Source organism: Xylophilus sp. GOD-11R (assembly GCF_033546935.1).
Classification (GTDB): domain Bacteria; phylum Pseudomonadota; class Gammaproteobacteria; order Burkholderiales; family Burkholderiaceae_C; genus Xylophilus.
In genome coordinates, this window is the sequence record NZ_CP137854.1 from 405,538 (window position 1) to 424,752 (window position 19,215).

Here is a 19,215-nt window from a genome sequence, read left to right on the forward strand (position 1 = left end):
ACCCCCCTTCAAGGGGGCCACGCTGGCCGTCCGGGGGCCTGGCTCGCCCCCAGGCTTGCCCACTTCGTGTGGCCGCCCACCCCCTGCCGGGGGCGACACCAGCGGTCCGGCAAAGCCGGTCCCGCGGTGTCCCACACGGGGCTTCGCTTCGCTTGCCGAAGCGGCGCCCTGTGATCGTCTGTTCTTGATTGGAATCCGGAGCCGCTGATGACGCTTTCAGAGATGCTGAATATCGGCCTGATGCAGGGCTTCGCGGGGCTGAGCCTGTTCGCGGTGCTGCTGCTGATGGGTCTGGGGCTGGCCATCATCTTCGGCCAGATGGGCGTGATCAACATGGCGCATGGCGAGTTCATGACCATCGGCGCCTACACCATCTACCTCGGCTCCACGCTGGTCGGCTCGCATGCGCCGGCGCTGTTGCCCTATTACTTTCCGGTGGCCATCGTGGCGGCCTTCGGCATCGCCTTCGTGGCGGGCTGGCTGGTGGAGTGGGGGCTGATCCGCCACCTCTACAAGCGCCCGCTCGACACCTTGCTGGCCACCTGGGGCGTGAGCCTGGCGATGCAGCAGAGCTTCCGCTCCTTCATCGGTCCCAAGGAAGTCAGCCCGACGCTGCCCGACTGGCTGCTGGGTTCGTGGGCGCCGTCGGAAGGCCTGGACATCCCGATCAACGGCATGTTCGTGCTGGCCCTGACCGCGCTGGTCACCGGCGGCGTGTTGATCGCGCTGCACAAGAGTCGCTGGGGGCTGCGGGTGCGGGCCACGGTGAGCAACCGGGTGATGGCCAACGCCATCGGCATCGACACCCGGCGCACCGACCGGCTCACCTTCGCCATCGGCTGCGGCATCGCCGGCGTGGCGGGCGCGGCCTTCACCACCATCGGCTCGACCGGGCCGACCTCGGGGTCGCTCTACATCGTCGACTCCTTCCTGGTCGTCACCTTCGGCGGCGCGGCCAGCCTGCTGGGCACGGTGGTGTCGGCCTTCGGCATCGCCCAGACGCAGTCGATCACCGAGTTCTTCCTGGCCGGCTCCATGGCCAAGGTGATCACGCTGTCGCTGATCGTGCTGATCCTGATGATGCGGCCGCAGGGTCTCTTTGCCAGCAAGGTGCGGCGATGAACAAAGCTCACCCCCAGGCTTGCCCACTTCGTGTGGCCGCCACCCCCCTTCGAGGGGGCAACACCAGCGGCCTGGCCAAGCCAGCTCCGCGGTGTTCCCTGAATGAATTGCGCCGGAGCTCTGTATGAATCTGATCAAGGCCTGGATCGTGCGCTACCAGCTCGCCAGCATGCTGCTGCTCGCGGCGCTGCTGGTGGTGGTGCTGCCGCTGTCGCTGGACATCTTCCGGCTCAACCTGGTGGGCAAGTACCTGAGCTATGCCTTCGTGGCCATCGGGCTGGTGATGGTGTGGGGTTACGGCGGCGTGCTGAGCCTGGGGCAGGGCGTGTTCTTCGGCCTGGGCGGCTACGCCATGGCGATGTTCCTCAAGCTCGAGGCCTCCGACCCCGAGACCACCAAGATCCAGTCGACCCCCGGCATTCCGGACTTCATGGACTGGAACCAGATCACCGAGCTGCCGGCGTTCTGGGTGCCGTTCAAGAGCCTGCCCTTCTCGCTGGCGGCGGTGATCGTGGTGCCCACGCTGCTGGCCTGGATCGTCAGTTTCGCGATGTTCAAGCGCCGCGTGGGCGGGGTGTACTTCGCCATCATCACGCAGGCGGTGGCGCTGATCGTGACAGTGCTGATCATCGGCCAGCAGGGCTACACCGGCGGCGTCAACGGCATGACCGACCTCAAGACCATGTGGGGCTGGGACACCCGCACCGACACCGCCAAGTACATCCTCTACTTCGTCTGCGTCGGGCTGCTGCTGGCCGCGATGGTGCTGTGCCGCTGGATCCAGACCAGCAAGCTCGGCACCCTGCTGCTGGCCATGCGCGACAAGGAAGACCGGGTGCGCTTCTCCGGCTACGACGTGTCGAATTTCAAGGTCTTCACCTTCTGCCTGGCCGCCGGCCTGTCGGGCATCGGCGGCGCGCTGTTCACGCTGCAGGTGGGTTTCATGTCGCCGAGCTTCGTGGGCATCGTGCCCTCGATCGAGATGGTCATCTACGCGGCCGTCGGCGGCCGCATGAGCCTGGTCGGCGCGGTGTACGGCACCCTGCTGGTCAACGCCGGCAAGACCTACTTCTCGGAGAGCTTTCCGGACCTGTGGCTGTTCCTCATGGCCGGCCTCTTCATCGGCGTGACCATGGCCTTCCCGATGGGCCTGGCCGGTGTCTGGGAAGAGCATGTCGTGCCCTGGTGGCGCAGCCGCCGCGCGGCCATGAAGCGCGCCAGCCCGAGGCCGCTGCCCGCGCATGTCACCACGCCGGTGCCGCCACAGCCCGAGCCCGAGCGCTCCGCCGCCCTTCCGTCCAACCTGCAGGGAACCCAGCCATGAGCAACACCGACTTCGCGCTGGCCGTGGAAGACCTGACCGTCTCCTTCGACGGCTTCAAGGCCATCGACACGCTCACGCTCTACATCGACAGGAACGAGCTGCGGGTGATCATCGGCCCCAACGGCGCGGGCAAGACCACGCTGCTCGACCTGATCTGCGGCAAGACCAAGGCCAGCGCCGGCAGCATCAAGTTCAAGAACACCGAACTCACCCGCATGGCCGAGCACAAGCGGGTGCGCCTGGGCATCGGCCGAAAGTTCCAGACGCCCTCCATCTACGAGAACCTGTCGGTGTTCCAGAACCTGGAGGTGTCGTACCCGTCCGGCCGCTCGGTCTTCGGCGCGCTGGCCTTCCAGTGCACCGACGACGTGCGCGACAAGGTCCGGGTGGTGGCCGAGGACATCGGCCTGCTCGACAAGCTCGGCACCGAGGCCGGCCTGCTCTCGCACGGCCAGAAGCAGTGGCTGGAGATCGGCATGCTGCTGATGCAGGAGCCCGAGCTGCTGATGCTCGATGAGCCCATCGCCGGCATGAGCGCTCGCGAACGCGAGCTCACCGGCGACCTGCTCCAGCGCATCTGCCAGAACCGTGCGGTGATCGTCATCGAACACGACATGGAGTTCGTCAAGCGCATCGCGCACAAGGTGACGGTGATGCACCAGGGAAAGATCCTGGCCGAGGGACCGATGGAGCAGGTGCAGGCCGATCCCAAGGTCATCGACGTCTACCTGGGACATTGATGCACTTTCCCAGGCTTGCCCACCGCATGTGGCCGCCTACCCCCTCGCGGGGGACAACACCGGCGGACCGGCGAAGCCGGCTCCCCGGTGTTCCGGGATGGCGCCACGCCTCATCGACCGACCATTGCACAACCGTCCGCGCGGAGCTGCCGACATGACCAACATCCTCGAAGTCAACGACCTGCACGTCGCCTACGGCCAGAGCGAGGCGCTGCACGGCATCTCGTTTGCCGGGCACGAGAACGAGACCGTGGCCATCATGGGCCGCAACGGCATGGGCAAGACCACGCTGTTCAAGAGCCTGATGGGCGTGCTGCCCTGCAAGAGCGGCAGCATCACCGTGGCCGGCCAGGAGGTGTCGAAGGACGAGAGCTTCCGCCGCGTGGCCAAGGGCATCGCCTATGTGCCGCAGGGCCGCATGATCTTCCCGACGCTGACGGTGGAAGAGAACATCCAGACCGGGCTGGAGAACGCCAAGGTCAAGACGATTCCGGAAGAGATCTTCGCGCTGTTCCCGGTGCTGTGGGACATGCGTCGGCGCAAGGGTGGCAACCTCTCCGGCGGCCAGCAGCAGCAGCTGGCCATCGCCCGGGCGCTGGTCACCGACCCCAAGGTGCTGCTGCTCGACGAGCCGACCGAGGGCATCCAGCCGTCGATCATCAAGGACATCGCCAAGGCCTTGAACGAGATCCGCAAGATGCGAAAGATCACGATCGTGGTCTCCGAGCAGGTGCTGTCCTTCGCCATGGACGTGGCCGACCGGCTGTTCGTGATCGAGGGCGGGCGGCTGGTGCACGAGACCACGCGCGCCAACACCGACCAGCAGCGCATCAAGTCCTATCTCTCGGTCTAACCCCCAGGCTTCGCTCACTGCGTGTGCTTCGCCAACCCTCTTGCAGGGGGCAACGCTGGCGAACCGGCGAAGCCGGTCCGCGGCGTTCCCTGATGGATCCGTTTCTCTCATCAACCAAAGGAGTAGTTTCGTGGCCGATACCCTGATCAAAGTCGATCTGAACCAGTCCCCCTACGACAACAAGAAGATCCACAACCGGTGGCATCCGGACATCCCGATGGCGGTGTGGGTGAACCCCGGTGACGAGTTCAAGCTCGAGACCTACGACTGGACCGGCGGCGCGATCAAGAACGACGACAGCGCCGACGACGTGCGCGACGTGGACCTGTCGACGGTGCACTTCCTCTCCGGCCCGGTGGGCGTGAAGGGCGCGGAGCCCGGCGACCTGCTGGTGGTGGACCTGCTCGACATCGGCGCGCGCGACGACAGCCTGTGGGGCTTCAACGGCTTCTTCTCCAAGAAGAACGGCGGCGGCTTTCTCACCGAGCACTATCCGCTGGCGCAGAAGTCCATCTGGGACTTCCACGGCATGTTCACCAACAGCCGTCACATCCCGGGCGTGAACTTCGCCGGCCTCATCCACCCCGGCCTGATCGGCTGCCTGCCCGACCAGAAGATGCTCGATGCCTGGAACGCCCGCGAGGCCGAGCTGATCGCCACCGACCCGCACCGGGTGCCGGGCCTGGCCAATCCGCCCAACGCGCCGACCGCGCACATGGGCCAGCTGACCGGCGAGGCGGCGGCCAAGGCAGCGGCCGAAGGTGCGCGCACGGTGCCGCCGCGCGAGCACGGCGGCAACTGCGACATCAAGGATCTGTCGCGTGGCTCGAAGGTCTACTTTCCGGTGTATGTGGAGGGTGGCGGCCTGTCGGTGGGCGATCTGCACTTCAGCCAGGGCGATGGCGAGATCACCTTCTGCGGCGCGATCGAGATGGCCGGCTGGGTGCACATGAAGGTGTCGCTGATCAAGGGCGGCATGGCCAAGTACGGCATCAAGAACCCGATCTTCAAGCCGAGCCCGATCGTGCCGAACTACAAGGACTATCTGATTTTCGAAGGCATCTCGGTGGACGAGGCGGGCAAGCAGCACTACCTCGACGTGACGGTCGCTTATCGGCAGGCCTGCCTGAACGCGATCGAGTACCTGAAGAAGTTCGGGTACTCGGGGGCGCAGGCCTATTCCATTCTCGGGACTGCGCCGGTGCAGGGGCATATCAGCGGGGTGGTGGATGTGCCCAATGCCTGCGCGACCTTGTGGTTGCCGACCGAGATCTTCGATTTCGACATCAACCCGACGATGGCCGGGCCGGTGAAGATGCTCGATGGGAGCGTCGACATGCCGATCTCGCAGGACAAGTAGGTTTTATCGCCATGCCTACCTACGAGTACGACTGTGTTGCCTGCGGCGGGTTCGATGCGATTCGGCGGGTGGCCGATCGCAATGAGCCTGCTGTCTGTCCCGGCTGTTCGGTTGCGGCGGCGCGGGTGTTCGCTACGGCGCCTCGGCTGGCTTGTGTTTCTGCTGAGCAGCGCAAGGCGTTCGATACCAACGAGCGTTCCAGGCACGCGCCTCGGTCGTCCCGGGATGGGGATCAGGGGTCCTATGGGCGCATGCGGCATCCGTCGGGGTGTGGGTGCTGCTCTTCTTCCTCTTCTTCCTCTTCTTCCTCCGGGAAGCGGGGGGCTACGGTGACGGCGGCCAATGGGGCCAAGGCGTTTCCTTCGAAGAGGCCCTGGATGATCAGTCACTGAGGTTGGTCTTTGGGGTTTGTCTTCTGCTGGGGGGCTGTGCCACTGCGTGGGCTGGTTCTCCTGCGGAGGGCTGAGGCCGGGATTTCGCCCCGGCGGGCGAGTCACTTTCTTTGCTTCGCCAAAGAAAGTAACCAAAGAAAGGCGACCCCGGTGGGCGAGGTCCTTCGGACACGCTGCGGTACTCGGTTTTGCGGGGTCTGGCGGAACTCGCTTCGCTCAGACAGCCGCCAGCCCTTATCCGCAAAACCTCCGTTCCTCGCTCTCGACCACAGGGGACCCAACACCGATACAGGCCATTGCTTCGCTCGGCCTCTGGGGCTCGCTTCGCATCGCTTCTGCTTTTGGGGCTGTTCATTTTTTTGGAGTGCTTTTCATGATTCACGGCGACATATCGAGCAGCAAGGACACCGTGGGGGTCGCGGTCGTCAACTACAAGATGCCGCGGCTGCACAGCAAGGCCGAGGTGCTGGCCAACGCGCGCAACATCGCAGCGATGGTCAAGGGCATGAAGGTGGGGCTGCCGGGGATGGATCTGGTGATCTTTCCGGAATACAGCACCCACGGAATCATGTACGACTCGCAAGAGATGTACGACACCGCGGCGGCGGTGCCGGGGGAGGAGACCGAGATCTTTGCGGAGGCTTGCCGCACGGCCAAGGTGTGGGGCGTTTTTTCGTTGACGGGGGAGCGGCATGAAGAGCATCCGCACAAGGCGCCGTACAACACGCTGATCCTCATGAACGACCAGGGCGAGATTGTGCAGAAGTACCGCAAGATCATGCCGTGGGTGCCGATCGAGGGCTGGTATCCGGGCAACTGCACCTACGTCAGCGAAGGCCCCAAGGGGCTGAAGGTGAGCCTCATCATCTGCGACGACGGCAACTATCCCGAGATCTGGCGCGACTGCGCGATGAAAGGCGCCGAGCTGATCGTGCGCTGCCAGGGCTATATGTACCCGGCCAAGGAGCAGCAGATCCTCATGTCCAAGGCCATGGCCTTCGCCAACAACACCTATGTGGCGGTGGCCAACGCGGCGGGGTTCGACGGGGTGTATTCGTACTTCGGGCACTCGGCGCTGATCGGCTTCGACGGGCGCACGCTGGGTGAATGCGGCGAAGAGGAAATGGGCTTGCAGTACGCGGCGCTGAGCAAGTCGCTGATCCGCGATTTCCGCAAGAACGGACAGTCGGAGAACCACCTGTTCAAGCTGGTGCATCGCGGCTATACGGGGCTGATCAACTCGCGCGAAGGCGACCAGGGCGTGGCCGACTGCCCGTACGAGTTTTACGGCAAATGGATCGCCGATCCGCAAGGCACGCGCGAGATGGTGGAGTCCTTCACCCGCTCCACCGTAGGGACCGAGGAGTGCCCGATTCCGGGTATTCCCAACGAATCCGACGCGATGCATCGCTGAAGCATCCGCACGAGATGACCGATCCGCTGGCCCGCTACCGCATCGCCGCCGAGCCCTACTACCAGCCGGTCGCCGACGAGTTACGGCTGTTCGACGCGGCCTACGCCATGCGCCTGCCGCTGATGCTCAAAGGCCCCACCGGCTGCGGCAAGAGCCGCTTCGTGCAGTACATGGCCTGGCGGTTGGGCAAGCCGCTGATCACCGTGGCGTGTAACGAAGACCTGACCGCCGGCGACCTGGTCGGCCGATGGCTGCTGGACGCCGACGGCACACGCTGGCAGGACGGCCCGCTCACCCAGGCCGCGCGCCATGGCGCCATCTGCTACCTCGACGAGGTGGTGGAGGCGCGGGCCGACACCACGGTCGTCATCCACCCGCTGACCGATACCCGCCGCATGCTGCCGATCGAGAAACGCGACGAGGTGGTGGCGGCTCATGCCGATTTCCACCTGGTGGTGTCGTACAACCCCGGCTACCAGGCGGCGGCCAAGGACCTGAAAACCTCGACGCGCCAGCGTTTCTCGGCCATCGAATTCGACTTTCCGAAGGCCGACCTGGAGACGCGCATCGTGGCCCACGAATCGGGCCTGCCTTCATCGGACGCGTCGACGGTCGTGGCCCTGGGTGAGCGCACCCGACGCTTGAAGGGCCATGGGCTGGAGGAGGGCGCCTCCACCCGCATGCTGGTGCATGCCGCCTCGCTGATGGCGCGTGGCATCGACGCCCAGGTGGCTTGCCGGATGGCCGTGGTGCTGCCGCTGACCGACGATCCCGACCTGGCGCAGGCTTTGAGCGCAGCGGTCGCGGCATCCTTCTAGGCCGGCGACATGGGCGAAGGGCTGGCCGGGTCGCGCGCGAGACTGGCCTACCTGCTGCGGGCCCTGTTCGGGCTGTCGCCGGCCTTGTTGGCCATGGAGGGGGGCCTGGCCACCAGGCGGCCATTTCTGTCCAACCGGGGGCTGCACCTGCCGGAGGTCGGCCGGGCCGTCAAAGGCGTCGCGGCCGAGCGCTGGTACGAGGCCGCGGCGCTGCATGCGGTGGCGCATCTGCGCTATCCCGCGCGCTATGGCCGGGGCAGCCTGAAGCCGGTACAGACGGCCCTGGTGGGCGTGCTGGAGGATGCGCGCGTCGAGCGCCTGGCCATGGCGGAGCTGCCCGGCCTGCGCTCGCTCTGGCTGCCGTACCACCGCGTCGAGCCCGCGCACGGCACGAGCTTCGTCGTGTTGCTGTTGCGGCTCGCGCGTTGCCTGCTCGACCCGTCCCACCACGATCCGCATCCCTGGGTCGGCAAGGGCCGCGCGCTTTTCGAGTCGGCCGTCGAATCGGCCACGACCTCACCCGAGGTGCTGCGCGACATCGCCTCACGCCTGGGCCACGACATCGGGCAGATGCGCCTGCCCTTCAATAGCCGCGACTACGTCGTCGAGCCGATCTACCGCGACGACAACGCGCATCTCTGGTGGCCGGAAGCGGCCGACCGGGCGCAACTGCAGTGGTCGGCCGAGGAGGTGGCGCTGCCGCCGGATGCTGCATCGCAGGCCCCGGACAGGGCCGCGCCCGCACCCGACACCGGGCCCGTCGCGGCACTGAAATACCCCGAATGGGACCGGCTGGTGCGAGGCCATCGCCATGACTGGTGCACCGTGCTGGAGTCGCGGCCACCGACGGGCGAGCCCGCTGCGCTGCAGGCAAAGCTGTCCGCGCATGCCGGCCTGCTGCGGCAACTGGAGCGTTCGTGGCGCATGGCGCGCGGCGCTCGGCCGGTGCTGCTGCGTGCGCAGTGGCAGGGGGACGCGCTGGATATCGATGCGGCGGTCGCGTCGGCCATCGAGCGGCGCGTGCGCCACACGCCGCGCCTGAGGATCTACCAGCGCCTGGACCGTCGCTCGCAGGAGACGGCGGTGCTGTTGCTGCTCGATGCCTCGGCGTCGACCGCCGATCGCACGCCTGCGGGCCCCAGCGTGCTGGAACGAGCCGTGGAGGCAGCCTTGCTCACGGCCTCGGCCTGCACCACCGTCGGCGACCGGTGCGCCGTGCACGCCTTCGCGTCCAACGGCCGGCACGAAGTGCGCTATCAGCGCGCGCTCGATTTCGGCGAGCCGCTGGACGCGCTGGCGCTGGCGCGCCTGGCGGCCATCGCGAGCCGTCTTTCCACCCGAATGGGCGCGGCACTCCGCCATGCTTCGGCGCTGCTGGCCCAGGAGGCGAGCCGGACGCGCTTGCTGGTGCTCGTCACCGACGGCGAGCCGCACGACATCGACATCCACGACCGCCGCTATCTGATCGAAGACGCCCGCCGTGCGGTGGTCGCGGCATCGCGGCTCGGCATCCGTGTGTTCTGCATCAGCCTGGACCCGGCGGATGCCTGCGCGCGGCAGATCTTCGGCGCCGGTGGCTATCGGGTGCTGGACCGGATCGAAGGTTTGACGAACGCGCTGCAGGCGGCGGTGCGTACAGGCGGATGAACGTTACGAATTCGACGGGGTCGACGGGCCGTTTGCCGTTGCGCTGACCCCATCCAGCACGATCGCCTGCACATTGGCCACCGCCTCCTCGAAGAACGCCGGATCGGCCAGCGTCTTGCCCGTCAGGGCCTGCACCTGCACCCCGAAGTCGGCGTAGTGCTGCGTGGTCGCCCACAAGCTGAAGATCAGGTGGTGCGGCTCCACCGGCGCCAGCCGGCCATCGGCGATCCAGGCGCGGATCACCTCGGACTTGCGGTCCACCAGCTCCCGCAGCTCCCGCCCCAGCTCGTCGCGCAGCAACGGTGGACCCTGCACCATTTCCAGACAGAACAGCCGGGACGCTTCCGGGCTGTCGCGCGACACCACCAGCTTGCGCCGGATGTATTCCGAGATCGCCTGCCGGGGATCCTGTTCCTCGCTGAAACCCCGCAGCGGCTCCAGCCAGACGGTGATCAGCTGCCGCAGTACCTGTACATACAGCTCTTCCTTGTTGGCGAAGTAATAGAGCAGATTGCTCTTGGAGACATCCGCCCGAACCGCCACCTGGTCGACCGTGGTGCCATGCAGTCCGTAACGCGAGAAAAGCCCCAGCGCGGCTTGCAGGATGACGCTGCGCTTGTCCTCGATCTGCCGTTGCCGCCGGCTCTGGGCGACCGGCCCGCGCTTGGCCACGACACGGTTGCGTACGGGCTTTTTCTGCAGGGCCGCCGAGGGCCTTTTGGGGATGGGCATCCGGCAAGTGTCGCGTGCCTGACGCTACCGAACAAGCCTGTTTGACCATTTGGTCCAAATGGCACGGACCTTGCATCCCCGTCCCTGTCGCGGGGCCGCCCCGCATCCGTTCATCGAGTGACAAAAGCCATGACTCTGCTGTCCGTTCCCGTGATCGACCTGTCGCCCTGGTTCGGCGGCACGCCCGAAGGCCGTGCCGCGGTGGCGCGGGCGGTGGACGAGGCGTGCCGCAGCATCGGTTTCCTGGTGATCACGCACCATGGCATCGCACCGTCGCTGATCGAGCGGGTGTCGGCCGCATCGCGCACCTTCTTCGCGCTGCCGCTGGAAGCCAAGCGCCGGGTCGACCGGCCGCGTGAAGACGCGGTGCGCGGCTTCAGCGCGGTGGGCGAGGAAGGCCTGTCGTACAGCCTCGAGGAAAAAGCCCCCGGCGACCTCAAGGAGTCCTTCTCCATCGGCCCGTCCGACGTGCCCGACGACGACTACCACCGAGGCCCCGCCGCCGGCGCCCATTTCGAGCCCAACCGCTGGCCCGAGGTGCCCGACTTCCGCGAGGCGTACACCGAATACTTCGACGCGATGAGCGTGCTGGCCCGCGAGCTGATGCGCATCTTCGCGCTGGCCCTGCAGCTCGACGAGCGCTTCTTCGACGACAAGATCGACGAGCACATCAGCATGTTCCGGGTGCTGAGCTATCCGCCCCAGCGCGAAGCGCCGCTGCCCGGCCAGCTGCGCGCCGGCGCACACAGCGACTACGGCAGCCTGACCATCGTGCTGCCCGACGACCGGGGCCTGCAGGTCTTCAACAAGGCCGGCGAGTGGGTGGACGTGCCGCTGGTGCCGGGCAGCCTGGTGGTCAACATCGCCGACCTGATGATGCAGTGGACCAACGACCAATGGGTGTCGACCCTGCACCGCGTCGACAACCCGCCCTTCGAGACCGCGTCGACCAACCGCCGCCAGTCGCTGGTGTTCTTCCACCAGCCCAACTACGACGCGGTGGTCGAATGCCTGCCGAGCTGCCTGGCACCCGGCGAGTCGCCGAAGTACGCGCCGGTCACCTCGGGCGACCACCTCACCTCGAAGTTCGTCAAGCAGACCACCTTCGGCGGCAGCAAGGTCGCGGCCTGAAGCACGGCACGAGATGGCCCACCTCTCCTACGTCAACATCTTCGCCCGCGACATCGTCGCGCTCAGCGGCTTCTACCAGCGGGTCTTCGGCTTCGCCGAGATCGAGGCGATCCGCTCGCCGATCTTTCGCGGGCTCGACACCGGCCGCAGCAGCCTGGGCTTCAACGCCGCCGAGGCCTACGGCCTGCTCAAGCTCGACGCGCATGCCGAGACCACCGGCGTGAAGTTCCTGCTCAACATCGACGTCGACTCGCTCGACGAAGTCGACGCCCTGGTGCCGGTGGCGATGGCGGCCGGCGCCACGTTGATCAAGGCGCCCTACGAAACCTATTACCACTGGTACCAGGCGGTGCTGCTCGACCCGGAAGGCAACGTCTTCCGCATCAATTTCATGATGGACCGCGAGGCCGTCTGAGGCCTGCGGAACGCCCGCGTTTTTCGATCTCTGTCGCTTTCCCCCCAAAGAGGTAATCCATGTCAGTCAAGCGTTCGATTCCCGGCGTGTTCGCCATGCTGGCCCTGATGGCCGCGATGTCCGTCTCGCTGCCCGCGCAGGCGCAGGCCAGCGCCGACGGCTTCACCCTCAAGGGCAAACCGAAGATCGCCATGATTTATTTCGGCCCCAAGAACGACGGCGGCTGGACCCAGGCCTTCGACGAGGCGCGGGTGAAGGTGGAGGCCGCGCTCGGCCAGAAGATCCAGTTCGTGGAGAGCGTTCCGGAAGACGCCTCGGCCATCAAGCCGGCGGCCGAGAAGTTCATCCAGCGCGGCGCCAACATCGTGATCGGCACCGCCTTCGGCTACTCCGACGCGTTCAAGGAACTCGCCGCCAAGTACCCCGACGTGGCCTTTCTCAACGGCTCGGGCACCACCAACGGCGCCAACCTCGAATCCTTCTACGGCCGCACCTACGAGAGCCAGTACCTCTGCGGCATGGCCGCCGGCGCGGCGTCGAAGAGCGGCAAGCTGGGCTTCGTGGCCGCCAACCCCTTCGGCGTGGTGAACTGGACCGTCAACGCCTTCGCCCTCGGCGCGCAGAAGATGAACCCGGCGGCCACCGTCACCGTGATCTACACCGGCGCCTGGAACGACCCGGTGAAGGAGCGTGCCGCCGCCATGGCCCTCATCGACCAGGGCGCCGACGTCATCGGCCAGCACGTCGATTCGCCGACCCCGCAGCTGGTGGCGCAGGAGCGCGGCGTCTACGGTACCGGCCACCACCGCGACCTGCGCCAGTTCGCGCCCAAGGCCACGCTGTGCTCGTCGGTGTGGGTGTGGGACAAGTTCCTGGTGCCCGAACTCAAGAAGGTCATCGCCGGCCGGTGGAAGCCCAGCCCCTACGGCGCCTTCATCGAGATGAAGGATGGCGGCACCGACATCGCCGGCTTCGGCCCGGCCGTGCCCAAGGACAAGGCCGCGGCCATCCTGGCCGAGCGCGACGCGATCCTGAAGGGCAAGCAGGTCTACGCCGGCCCGCTCGCCGACCGCGACGGCAAGCAGCGCGTGGCCGCCGGCGGCGCGCTCTCGGATGCCGACCTCTGGAAGATGGACTGGTTCGTCAAGGGCGTGGTCACGCAGAAGTGAACGCCTGAGCAAGCCACCGCACCGCATGTCGCCCCCGCCCTCCGCGAACGCGCTCGAACTCTCGGGCATCCACAAGTCCTTCGACGGCTTCGTCGCCCTGGCCGACGCGCACTTCGCCGCGCGCTGGGGCGAGGTGCATGCGCTGCTCGGCGAGAACGGCGCGGGCAAATCGTCGTTGATGAACATCGCCGCCGGCCTGTACGCGCCGGAGGCAGGCGAGCTGCTGGTCGACGGCAACGCGGTGCGCCTGGCCGGTCCGCGCGACGCGGCCCGCTGGCGCATCGGCATGGTGCACCAGCACTTCAAGCTGGTGTCGCCCTTCACGGTCGCCGAGAACATCCTGCTCGGCCTGCCGACCCCGCCGGACGACGAACCGCAGGGCTTTCGCCCGCGCCTGGCCCGGGTGCGCGCCGAGATCCTCACCCAGGCCCGCGCGCTCGGCTTCGAGATCGACCCCGACCACCGCGTCGACCGCCTGTCGGTGGCCGAGCAGCAGCGGGTCGAGATCCTCAAGGTGCTGCTGGCCGGCGCCCGCATCCTGATCATGGACGAGCCCACGGCGGTGCTCACCGACCAGGAGGCCGCGCGCCTGCTCGGCACCGTGCAGCGCCTGGCCCGCAGCGGCGCGGCGGTAGTGCTGGTCACCCACAAGATGGCCGATGTGAAGCAGTACGCCGACCGCGTCACCGTGATGCGCGGCGGCCGCACCCTGGCCACGGTGGACCCACGCCGAACCCCCGAATCCGAACTGGTGCGCATGACCGTGGGCGAGGCGCCGCCACCGTCCCCGCGCGCGCCCACTACACGCGGCGCGCCGCGGCTGGTGCTGCAGGAACTCACCGGCGGCAAGACGCTCGACCGCCTGTCGATGACGGTGCACGCCGGCGAGATCTACGGCCTCGCCGGCGTTGGCGGCAACGGCCAGTCGGAGCTGGCCGAGGCCATCATGGGACTGCTGCCGATCGGGCGCGGCACCATCGAACTCGAAGGCTTCGGCGACCTCGGCAAGGCGGGCACGGTGCAGCGGCGCGCGCTCGGCATCGCCGCGATTCCGGCCGACCGCTACGGCCTGGCGCTGGCCGGCGGCCTGTCGGTGGCCGAGAACTTCGGCATCGGCCAGGTGCATGCCGACCGGTACGGCCGCGTCACCCGGCTCGACCGCCGCCGCATGGAAGCCGACGCCGCCGAGGCGGTGAAGGCCTTCGACGTGCTCGGTGTGCGCTCCCTGCGGCAGAAGGCCGCGCTGCTGTCCGGCGGCAATGCGCAGAAGCTGGTGCTGGCGCGCGAGTTCAGCCGTCGGCCGCGACTGGTGCTCGCCCACAGCCCGAGCCGGGGCCTGGACGTGCGTGCCGGCGCCCAGGTGCACGAACGCCTGCGCGCCGCACGCGACGGCGGCGCGGCGGTGCTGTTGATCAGCGAAGACCTCGACGAGGTCATGGCGCTGGCCGACCGCATCGGCGTCATCGTGCGCGGCCGCATCGTGGCCGAATTTCCCGTGCCGGCCGACCGCCAGGCCATCGGCCAGGCCATGGTGGCCCATGCCTGAATCGCCCAGAACGCAGACCTCTTGCCTCGATCCGCGCCTTCCATGACCCCGACCGACCATTCGCCGGCGCCGCGCCGCTTCGTGCCCCTGCTGGAGCGCCGCTACACGCTGGAACTGCGCCAGCAACTCGGCTGGCCGCAGCAGGTGGCGATCATCGCGGCGGCCATCGCCGTCGGCCTGTTCATCAGCGGCGCCATCCTGGTGGCCGCGGGCGTGTCGCCGTCCGATCTGCTCGACGAGTTCATCGTGCAGACCTTCACCGATCCGCAGAACTTGCGCGCCGTGCTGTTCCAGGCCGCGCCCATGGTGATGGTCGGGCTGGCAGCGGCCATGGCCTTCCGGGCGCGCTTCTGGAACCTGGGGCTCGAAGGCCAGATGATCTTCGGCGCCATCGGCGCCACCTTCGTCTCCCTCCACCAGATCGGCCCGCCCGAGTCGCGCCTCTGGCTCATGGCCGGCGCTTCGCTGCTCGGCGGACTGGCCTGGGTGGTGCTGCCGCTGGCGCTGAAGATGCGCCTGGGTATCGCCGAGATCATCTCCAGCCTGATGCTCAACTACGTCGCGGCCAACTTCCTGCTGCACCTGGTCTACGGCGCCTGGAAAGACCCGAAGGATTCCTTTCCCTACAGCCCCAAGTTCCAGCCCTTCGAGCGCCTGCCCGAGGTGTTCGACGGCTTCAGCAGCGCCATCGTGCTGGCCGCCGTGGTGGCGCTGGCCGCGTGGTGGTTCGTCGACCGCAGCCGCGCCGGGCTCTACCTGCGCTTCATCCACGCCAATCAGCGGGTGGCCGACGCGGTGGGTGTGCCGGTGCGCCGGCTAGTGGTGGCCTCGGTGCTCATCTCCGGTGCGCTCGCCGGGCTCGGCGGCTTCATGGTGGCGGCCGGCCAGGAAGGGCGGCTCACCCAGGCCTTCTACAGCGGCTACGGCTTCAGCGGCATCCTCATCGCCTTCCTGGCGCGCAACAACCCGCTGGCCGCCAGCGTGGTCGCGGTGGTCGTCGCCACGCTGTTCGTGGCCGGCCGCAGCCTGCAGGTCTTCTACCAAATCCCGTTCTCGATGGTGCAGCTGATCCAGGCGATCCTGGTGGTGTGCGTGGCCTCGTCGGACTTCTTCATCCGCCACCGGCTGCGCGCTGTCGGGAGCCAACCGTGATGGACCTCGTGGCCAACTGGCTCGGCAACCTGCCCGACGCCGCCGTGCCCTTCGCGCTGGCCGCGCTGGGCCTGATCATTTCGGAGCGCGCCGGCGTGCTCTCGCTCGGCGCCGAAGGGCTGATGCTGGTCGGCGCGCTCGCGGGCATCGGCGTGCAACTGGCGGTGCATGAACCCGGCATCGCGCTCATCGGCTCCATGGCGGCGGCTGCGGCCGTGTCGGTGCTGTTCGCGGTGATGGTGGTGTGGTTGCGGGTCAACCAGGTCATCGCCGGGCTGGCGCTGGTGTTCTTCTGCCAGGGCCTCACCGGCCTGCTCGGCACCCTGCTGGGCTGGACCAACCAGCCCGTCACCGGCCTCGATGCCATCGCCCTCGGGCCGCTGGTGCAGCTGCCGGTGGTCGGCCGGCTGTTCCACCAGAACGCCGTGGTGTACCTGGTGCCCTTCATCTTCGCGGGTGTGGTGTTCTACCTGGGCCGCAGCGTCGCCGGCCTGCGGCTGCGCGCGGTGGGCGAGAACCCGCAGGCCGCCGACGCCGCCGGCATACCGGTGCTGCGCACCCGGTTTCTCGCCATCGTCGCGGGCTCCGCGCTGGTGGGGCTGGCGGGCGGCTACATCGCGGTCATCAGCACCAAGCTGTGGATCGCCGGCATGACCGGCGGGCGCGGCTGGATCGCCGTCGGCCTGGTCATCTTCGCCCGCTGGTCGCCGTGGCGGGCGCTGGCCGGCGCGCTGCTGTTCGGCGGCATCGAAACGCTGATCCCGCAACTCGCCGCCGCCGGCATCGCCATGCCGCAGTACTTCGTGCTGATGACACCCTACCTCGTCACCCTCGGCGTGATGGTCTGGGTGGCGCTGGCCAAGCGCGGCGCCGATGAAACCCCGGGGGCGCTCGGCGAACCCTTCCTGCGCGAGGAGCGCCGCTGACCGCGCCCTGGAATCCACCCATGCAAGCCTACGTCTACGAAAAAGCCCGCGAGATCGACGAAACCGAGTTCGCCGACTACCTGGACCCGCGCAAGACCGCCGTCGTCTCGATCGACATGCACCGCGGCCATCTCGACGAATCACCCGACTGCCCTTGCCCCGCACCCCGGGCGCGTGACCTGGTGGCGCCGCTGGACGCCTTTCACGACCAGGTGCGCGCAGCGGGCGTGCGCCTGGTGCATGTGCGCGCCACCGTGCGGCCCCATGGCGAGGACGATTTGAACGGCATCCCCGCCGCCTGGCGCCGCACCTTTCCGCTGCACGTGGGCGAAATCCCCAACTCGGCCGGCCACGCCATCGAGGGATCGAAATGGACCGAGTGGTGCACCCGGGTGGAGCCGGGGGACATGCAGGTCAGCACCAAGCGCCGGCTGTCGGCCTTCTATCCGAGCGACCTGGATTTTCTGCTGCGCAACCAGCGGGTCGAAACCGTGGTGCTCGATGGCGGGTTCACCGATTGCTGCGTGCTCAACACCGCATTCGATGCCAACAACTACAACTACCGGGTGATCGTGCTGCGCGATCTGGTGCGGGGGACGGATCCGCATCTGGAGGGGGCGGCATTGAGCATGGTGTCGCTGCACCTCGGGTTGGTGATGGATTCGGCGGAATTGTTGCGGGTTTGGGCGCAGCGGCATGACTGATCGTTTGCGCTAGCGACAACCCTTCAAGAAGTGGTCGCATCGACCACCCGCAGCCCGTCGCTGCTGTTCGTCCACCAGCCCAACTGGGACGCGGGGTCGGATGCCTGCGAGCTGCCTGGCGCCGGGCGAGTCGTCCCCATACGCGCCGGTCACCTGCGGCGACCACTGTGGCTATCGCGGCCGGCGCCACGCTGATGAAGGCGTCCTGCGAAAGCAATTACCAGTGGTACCAGGCAATGCTGCTCGACCCGCAGGGCAATGTCTTTTGCATCGATTGCATGATTTATGAATCGGCACCTTTGAATGCGATTCGCCTATTCTAAATTTTTGGTAGTGACCAATAACTACAGTTCGATCGCTCGAATGGGGCTTGGGATTTACTTTCGTTGTCATTTAGGGTGCAGTTTTGTAATTTCTTTCTACATCCCCCGCAAGGACCATTGCACTTGAACTTCCATCGAATGATATTGATCGAGCCGCCGATGCTTGGCGGCTAAATCATTTAAAGGATAGAAATGACTCGTATATCCAAATTGGGCATACAGGCGGTTTTGGCTGCGATATCGTTGGCCGGCGGCTTGACGGCTCATGCCGCGGATTATGAATATACCGGCAACACGACAGGCCAGCCGACATATGTTCGCATTGAGCCCGGTTCGGTGGGCCAAAATATGGAAATCGTCCCCTATTTTGCGTTTAAATTTTCTGTTGATGAAACGGGCAACTACACATTCTCATCGGGTCCCCAACGCTTCATTTACACGTTTCTTTACGAGAATTCCTTTGTGCCGAGTTCCCCGCAGGACAACTACGTTGCGGGAAGTGGCAGTCCATTGGGTCCAAATATGGATTTCAACGCCAATTTAACACGCGGAGTGAGCTATATATTTGTCAATACCACCCAGACTCAACTTTATGGAGTTGGACCGTTCACCTCAATAATCAGCGGGCCCGGCAACATTACTCCGCTTGCAGCCGTGCCCGAGCCGGAAAGTTATGCCCTGTTTCTGGCGGGATTGGGACTAATGGGCGCTATGGTCTGCAGGACCGGCAACCGCCGAAATCAGGCCATGCGATTGCCTGACTCCTCCGGTTCATCGGGTGTTCGTGCATAAAAACATGACCTTGAATTTCAAACGCGCCCGTTAGTACTCGCCATGGCACCCATGGGCAAACGGTCGTTGGTAAAAGATTCGCCCGTGGGTACGTGTTCACTGACGGCCCCCCCCCTGACTTATCGAGTTTTGCATTCAAAAATTTAGGGTCGAATTTTCAGTGTTAACACGCCAAATGCCGTAGACGCCATGAACGGCGGCCACGGGTACTTTGTTAATTTATGAAAATTGATTATCTGTGGCTGGACATTGGTTCGAAACGGCAGCGACTACTACGTAGACGATGATATATGCGTCAAATGTCAAAATTAACCATGAGGACTAGTAAATGAGACTTCGAACATTATTTCTTGCCAAAAAAATGCTCTGTGTGGCGGCCGTCAGCATGGTCGCGACTGCAGCAAGTGCCGACCCATATTTTTATAACTACACAGGCGACACCACCAACGGTCTCGTAGTGGATGGGTTCAGAGCATATTTGTTGAATTTCCAGGTCGGCGCATCAGGGAGCTATGATTTCTGGTCTGGAGCCACAGGCTTCGACATTGGCATGGTGCTTTATTCGTACCCTTTCGATCCTACCAATGTCACCGCGAACCTTATCTCAGTAGCGGATAATAACGAAACCTTGGGTCATGAGTCATTCAGCGAAGAC

Annotated in this window: 18 protein-coding genes; 17 read left to right on the forward strand and 1 reads right to left on the reverse strand. The window is 66.0% G+C overall.

The window, feature by feature from the left end:
* Positions 1-207 precede the first annotated feature (207 nt).
* From urtB to R9X41_RS01885, 9 genes are all read left to right on the forward strand, one after another.
* On the forward strand, positions 208-1,122 hold the full coding sequence (gene urtB / locus R9X41_RS01845) for an urea ABC transporter permease subunit UrtB (protein ID WP_318633203.1): 915 nt from the start codon (positions 208-210) through the stop codon (positions 1,120-1,122).
* A gap of 124 nt (positions 1,123-1,246) precedes the next feature.
* On the forward strand, positions 1,247-2,446 hold the full coding sequence (gene urtC, locus R9X41_RS01850; protein ID WP_318633204.1) for an urea ABC transporter permease subunit UrtC: 1,200 nt from the start codon (positions 1,247-1,249) through the stop codon (positions 2,444-2,446).
* Positions 2,443-3,186, forward strand: coding sequence for an urea ABC transporter ATP-binding protein UrtD (gene urtD / locus R9X41_RS01855; protein WP_318633205.1), 744 nt, complete (start codon positions 2,443-2,445; stop codon positions 3,184-3,186). The genes urtC and urtD overlap by 4 nt, the downstream gene beginning before the upstream one ends.
* Positions 3,187-3,349: 163 nt before the next feature.
* Positions 3,350-4,039 carry an urea ABC transporter ATP-binding subunit UrtE gene (gene urtE, locus R9X41_RS01860; RefSeq protein WP_318635124.1) on the forward strand — a complete coding sequence of 230 codons (690 nt, stop codon included), beginning with the start codon at positions 3,350-3,352 and terminating at the stop codon, positions 4,037-4,039.
* A 130-nt stretch (positions 4,040-4,169) separates the two neighbouring features.
* On the forward strand, positions 4,170-5,399 hold the full coding sequence (fmdA, locus tag R9X41_RS01865) for a formamidase (protein WP_318633206.1): 1,230 nt from the start codon (positions 4,170-4,172) through the stop codon (positions 5,397-5,399).
* A gap of 11 nt (positions 5,400-5,410) precedes the next feature.
* Positions 5,411-5,791 (forward strand): zinc ribbon domain-containing protein, encoded by a 381-nt coding sequence (locus tag R9X41_RS01870; protein WP_318633207.1) that lies wholly within the window; start codon positions 5,411-5,413, stop codon positions 5,789-5,791.
* A 373-nt stretch (positions 5,792-6,164) separates the two neighbouring features.
* Positions 6,165-7,205 (forward strand): aliphatic amidase, encoded by a 1,041-nt coding sequence (locus tag R9X41_RS01875; RefSeq protein WP_318633208.1) that lies wholly within the window; start codon positions 6,165-6,167, stop codon positions 7,203-7,205.
* Between the two features lie 14 nt (positions 7,206-7,219).
* A complete protein-coding gene (locus R9X41_RS01880; protein WP_318633209.1) occupies positions 7,220-8,023 on the forward strand; it encodes a CbbQ/NirQ/NorQ/GpvN family protein in 804 nt (267 codons plus the stop codon).
* A gap of 9 nt (positions 8,024-8,032) precedes the next feature.
* Positions 8,033-9,670, forward strand: coding sequence for a nitric oxide reductase activation protein NorD (locus tag R9X41_RS01885; protein ID WP_318633210.1), 1,638 nt, complete (start codon positions 8,033-8,035; stop codon positions 9,668-9,670).
* Positions 9,671-9,673: 3 nt separating this feature from the next.
* Here the strand turns inward: R9X41_RS01885 and rutR are convergent, their stop codons facing one another.
* The gene (rutR, locus tag R9X41_RS01890) at positions 9,674-10,402 is read right to left on the reverse strand and encodes an HTH-type transcriptional regulator RutR (RefSeq protein WP_318633211.1); all 729 of its coding nucleotides are present in this window, start codon (positions 10,400-10,402) and stop codon (positions 9,674-9,676) included.
* Positions 10,403-10,531: 129 nt separating this feature from the next.
* Between rutR and R9X41_RS01895 the strand changes: the two genes are divergently transcribed.
* From R9X41_RS01895 to R9X41_RS01930, 8 genes are all read left to right on the forward strand, one after another.
* The gene (locus R9X41_RS01895; protein ID WP_318633212.1) at positions 10,532-11,533 is read left to right on the forward strand and encodes an isopenicillin N synthase family dioxygenase; all 1,002 of its coding nucleotides are present in this window, start codon (positions 10,532-10,534) and stop codon (positions 11,531-11,533) included.
* A gap of 13 nt (positions 11,534-11,546) precedes the next feature.
* Complete coding sequence (locus tag R9X41_RS01900) at positions 11,547-11,948, forward strand: VOC family protein (RefSeq protein WP_318633213.1); 402 nt, start codon at positions 11,547-11,549, stop codon at positions 11,946-11,948.
* A gap of 59 nt (positions 11,949-12,007) precedes the next feature.
* The gene (locus tag R9X41_RS01905) at positions 12,008-13,117 is read left to right on the forward strand and encodes a BMP family ABC transporter substrate-binding protein (RefSeq protein WP_412556652.1); all 1,110 of its coding nucleotides are present in this window, start codon (positions 12,008-12,010) and stop codon (positions 13,115-13,117) included.
* 25 nt (positions 13,118-13,142) lie between these two features.
* Positions 13,143-14,663 (forward strand): ABC transporter ATP-binding protein, encoded by a 1,521-nt coding sequence (locus R9X41_RS01910; protein ID WP_318633214.1) that lies wholly within the window; start codon positions 13,143-13,145, stop codon positions 14,661-14,663.
* A gap of 42 nt (positions 14,664-14,705) precedes the next feature.
* A complete protein-coding gene (locus R9X41_RS01915) occupies positions 14,706-15,815 on the forward strand; it encodes an ABC transporter permease (RefSeq protein ID WP_318633215.1) in 1,110 nt (369 codons plus the stop codon).
* Entirely contained in the window at positions 15,815-16,741 is a 927-nt protein-coding gene (locus R9X41_RS01920; RefSeq protein ID WP_318633216.1) for an ABC transporter permease, read from the forward strand. Before R9X41_RS01915 ends, R9X41_RS01920 begins: the two co-directional genes overlap by 1 nt.
* A 20-nt stretch (positions 16,742-16,761) precedes the next feature.
* Positions 16,762-17,445: a cysteine hydrolase family protein gene (locus tag R9X41_RS01925; RefSeq protein WP_318633217.1), complete on the forward strand. Its 684-nt coding sequence runs from the start codon at positions 16,762-16,764 to the stop codon at positions 17,443-17,445.
* A 515-nt stretch (positions 17,446-17,960) separates the two neighbouring features.
* The gene (locus tag R9X41_RS01930; protein WP_318633218.1) at positions 17,961-18,560 is read left to right on the forward strand and encodes a PEP-CTERM sorting domain-containing protein; all 600 of its coding nucleotides are present in this window, start codon (positions 17,961-17,963) and stop codon (positions 18,558-18,560) included.
* Positions 18,561-19,215 lie beyond the last annotated feature (655 nt).

Excerpts from the sequence above, each read along its gene's own strand:
- R9X41_RS01925 (WP_318633217.1), top strand. The coding sequence starts at position 16,762 with ATGCAAGCCTACGTCTACGAAAAAGCCCGCGAGATCGACGAAACCGAG.
- R9X41_RS01880 (WP_318633209.1), top strand. The coding sequence starts at position 7,220 with ATGACCGATCCGCTGGCCCGCTACCGCATCGCCGCCGAGCCCTACTAC.
- R9X41_RS01900 (WP_318633213.1), top strand. The coding sequence starts at position 11,547 with ATGGCCCACCTCTCCTACGTCAACATCTTCGCCCGCGACATCGTCGCG.
- R9X41_RS01910 (WP_318633214.1), top strand. The coding sequence starts at position 13,143 with ATGTCGCCCCCGCCCTCCGCGAACGCGCTCGAACTCTCGGGCATCCAC.
- urtC (WP_318633204.1), top strand. The coding sequence starts at position 1,247 with ATGAATCTGATCAAGGCCTGGATCGTGCGCTACCAGCTCGCCAGCATG.
- R9X41_RS01895 (WP_318633212.1), top strand. The coding sequence starts at position 10,532 with ATGACTCTGCTGTCCGTTCCCGTGATCGACCTGTCGCCCTGGTTCGGC.
- R9X41_RS01885 (WP_318633210.1), top strand. The coding sequence starts at position 8,033 with ATGGGCGAAGGGCTGGCCGGGTCGCGCGCGAGACTGGCCTACCTGCTG.
- urtD (WP_318633205.1), top strand. The coding sequence starts at position 2,443 with ATGAGCAACACCGACTTCGCGCTGGCCGTGGAAGACCTGACCGTCTCC.
- R9X41_RS01875 (WP_318633208.1), top strand. The coding sequence starts at position 6,165 with ATGATTCACGGCGACATATCGAGCAGCAAGGACACCGTGGGGGTCGCG.
- R9X41_RS01915 (WP_318633215.1), top strand. The coding sequence starts at position 14,706 with ATGACCCCGACCGACCATTCGCCGGCGCCGCGCCGCTTCGTGCCCCTG.
- R9X41_RS01870 (WP_318633207.1), top strand. The coding sequence starts at position 5,411 with ATGCCTACCTACGAGTACGACTGTGTTGCCTGCGGCGGGTTCGATGCG.
- rutR (WP_318633211.1), bottom strand. The coding sequence starts at position 10,402 with ATGCCCATCCCCAAAAGGCCCTCGGCGGCCCTGCAGAAAAAGCCCGTA.
- R9X41_RS01905 (WP_412556652.1), top strand. The coding sequence starts at position 12,008 with ATGTCAGTCAAGCGTTCGATTCCCGGCGTGTTCGCCATGCTGGCCCTG.
- R9X41_RS01930 (WP_318633218.1), top strand. The coding sequence starts at position 17,961 with ATGACTCGTATATCCAAATTGGGCATACAGGCGGTTTTGGCTGCGATA.
- urtB (WP_318633203.1), top strand. The coding sequence starts at position 208 with ATGACGCTTTCAGAGATGCTGAATATCGGCCTGATGCAGGGCTTCGCG.
- R9X41_RS01920 (WP_318633216.1), top strand. The coding sequence starts at position 15,815 with ATGGACCTCGTGGCCAACTGGCTCGGCAACCTGCCCGACGCCGCCGTG.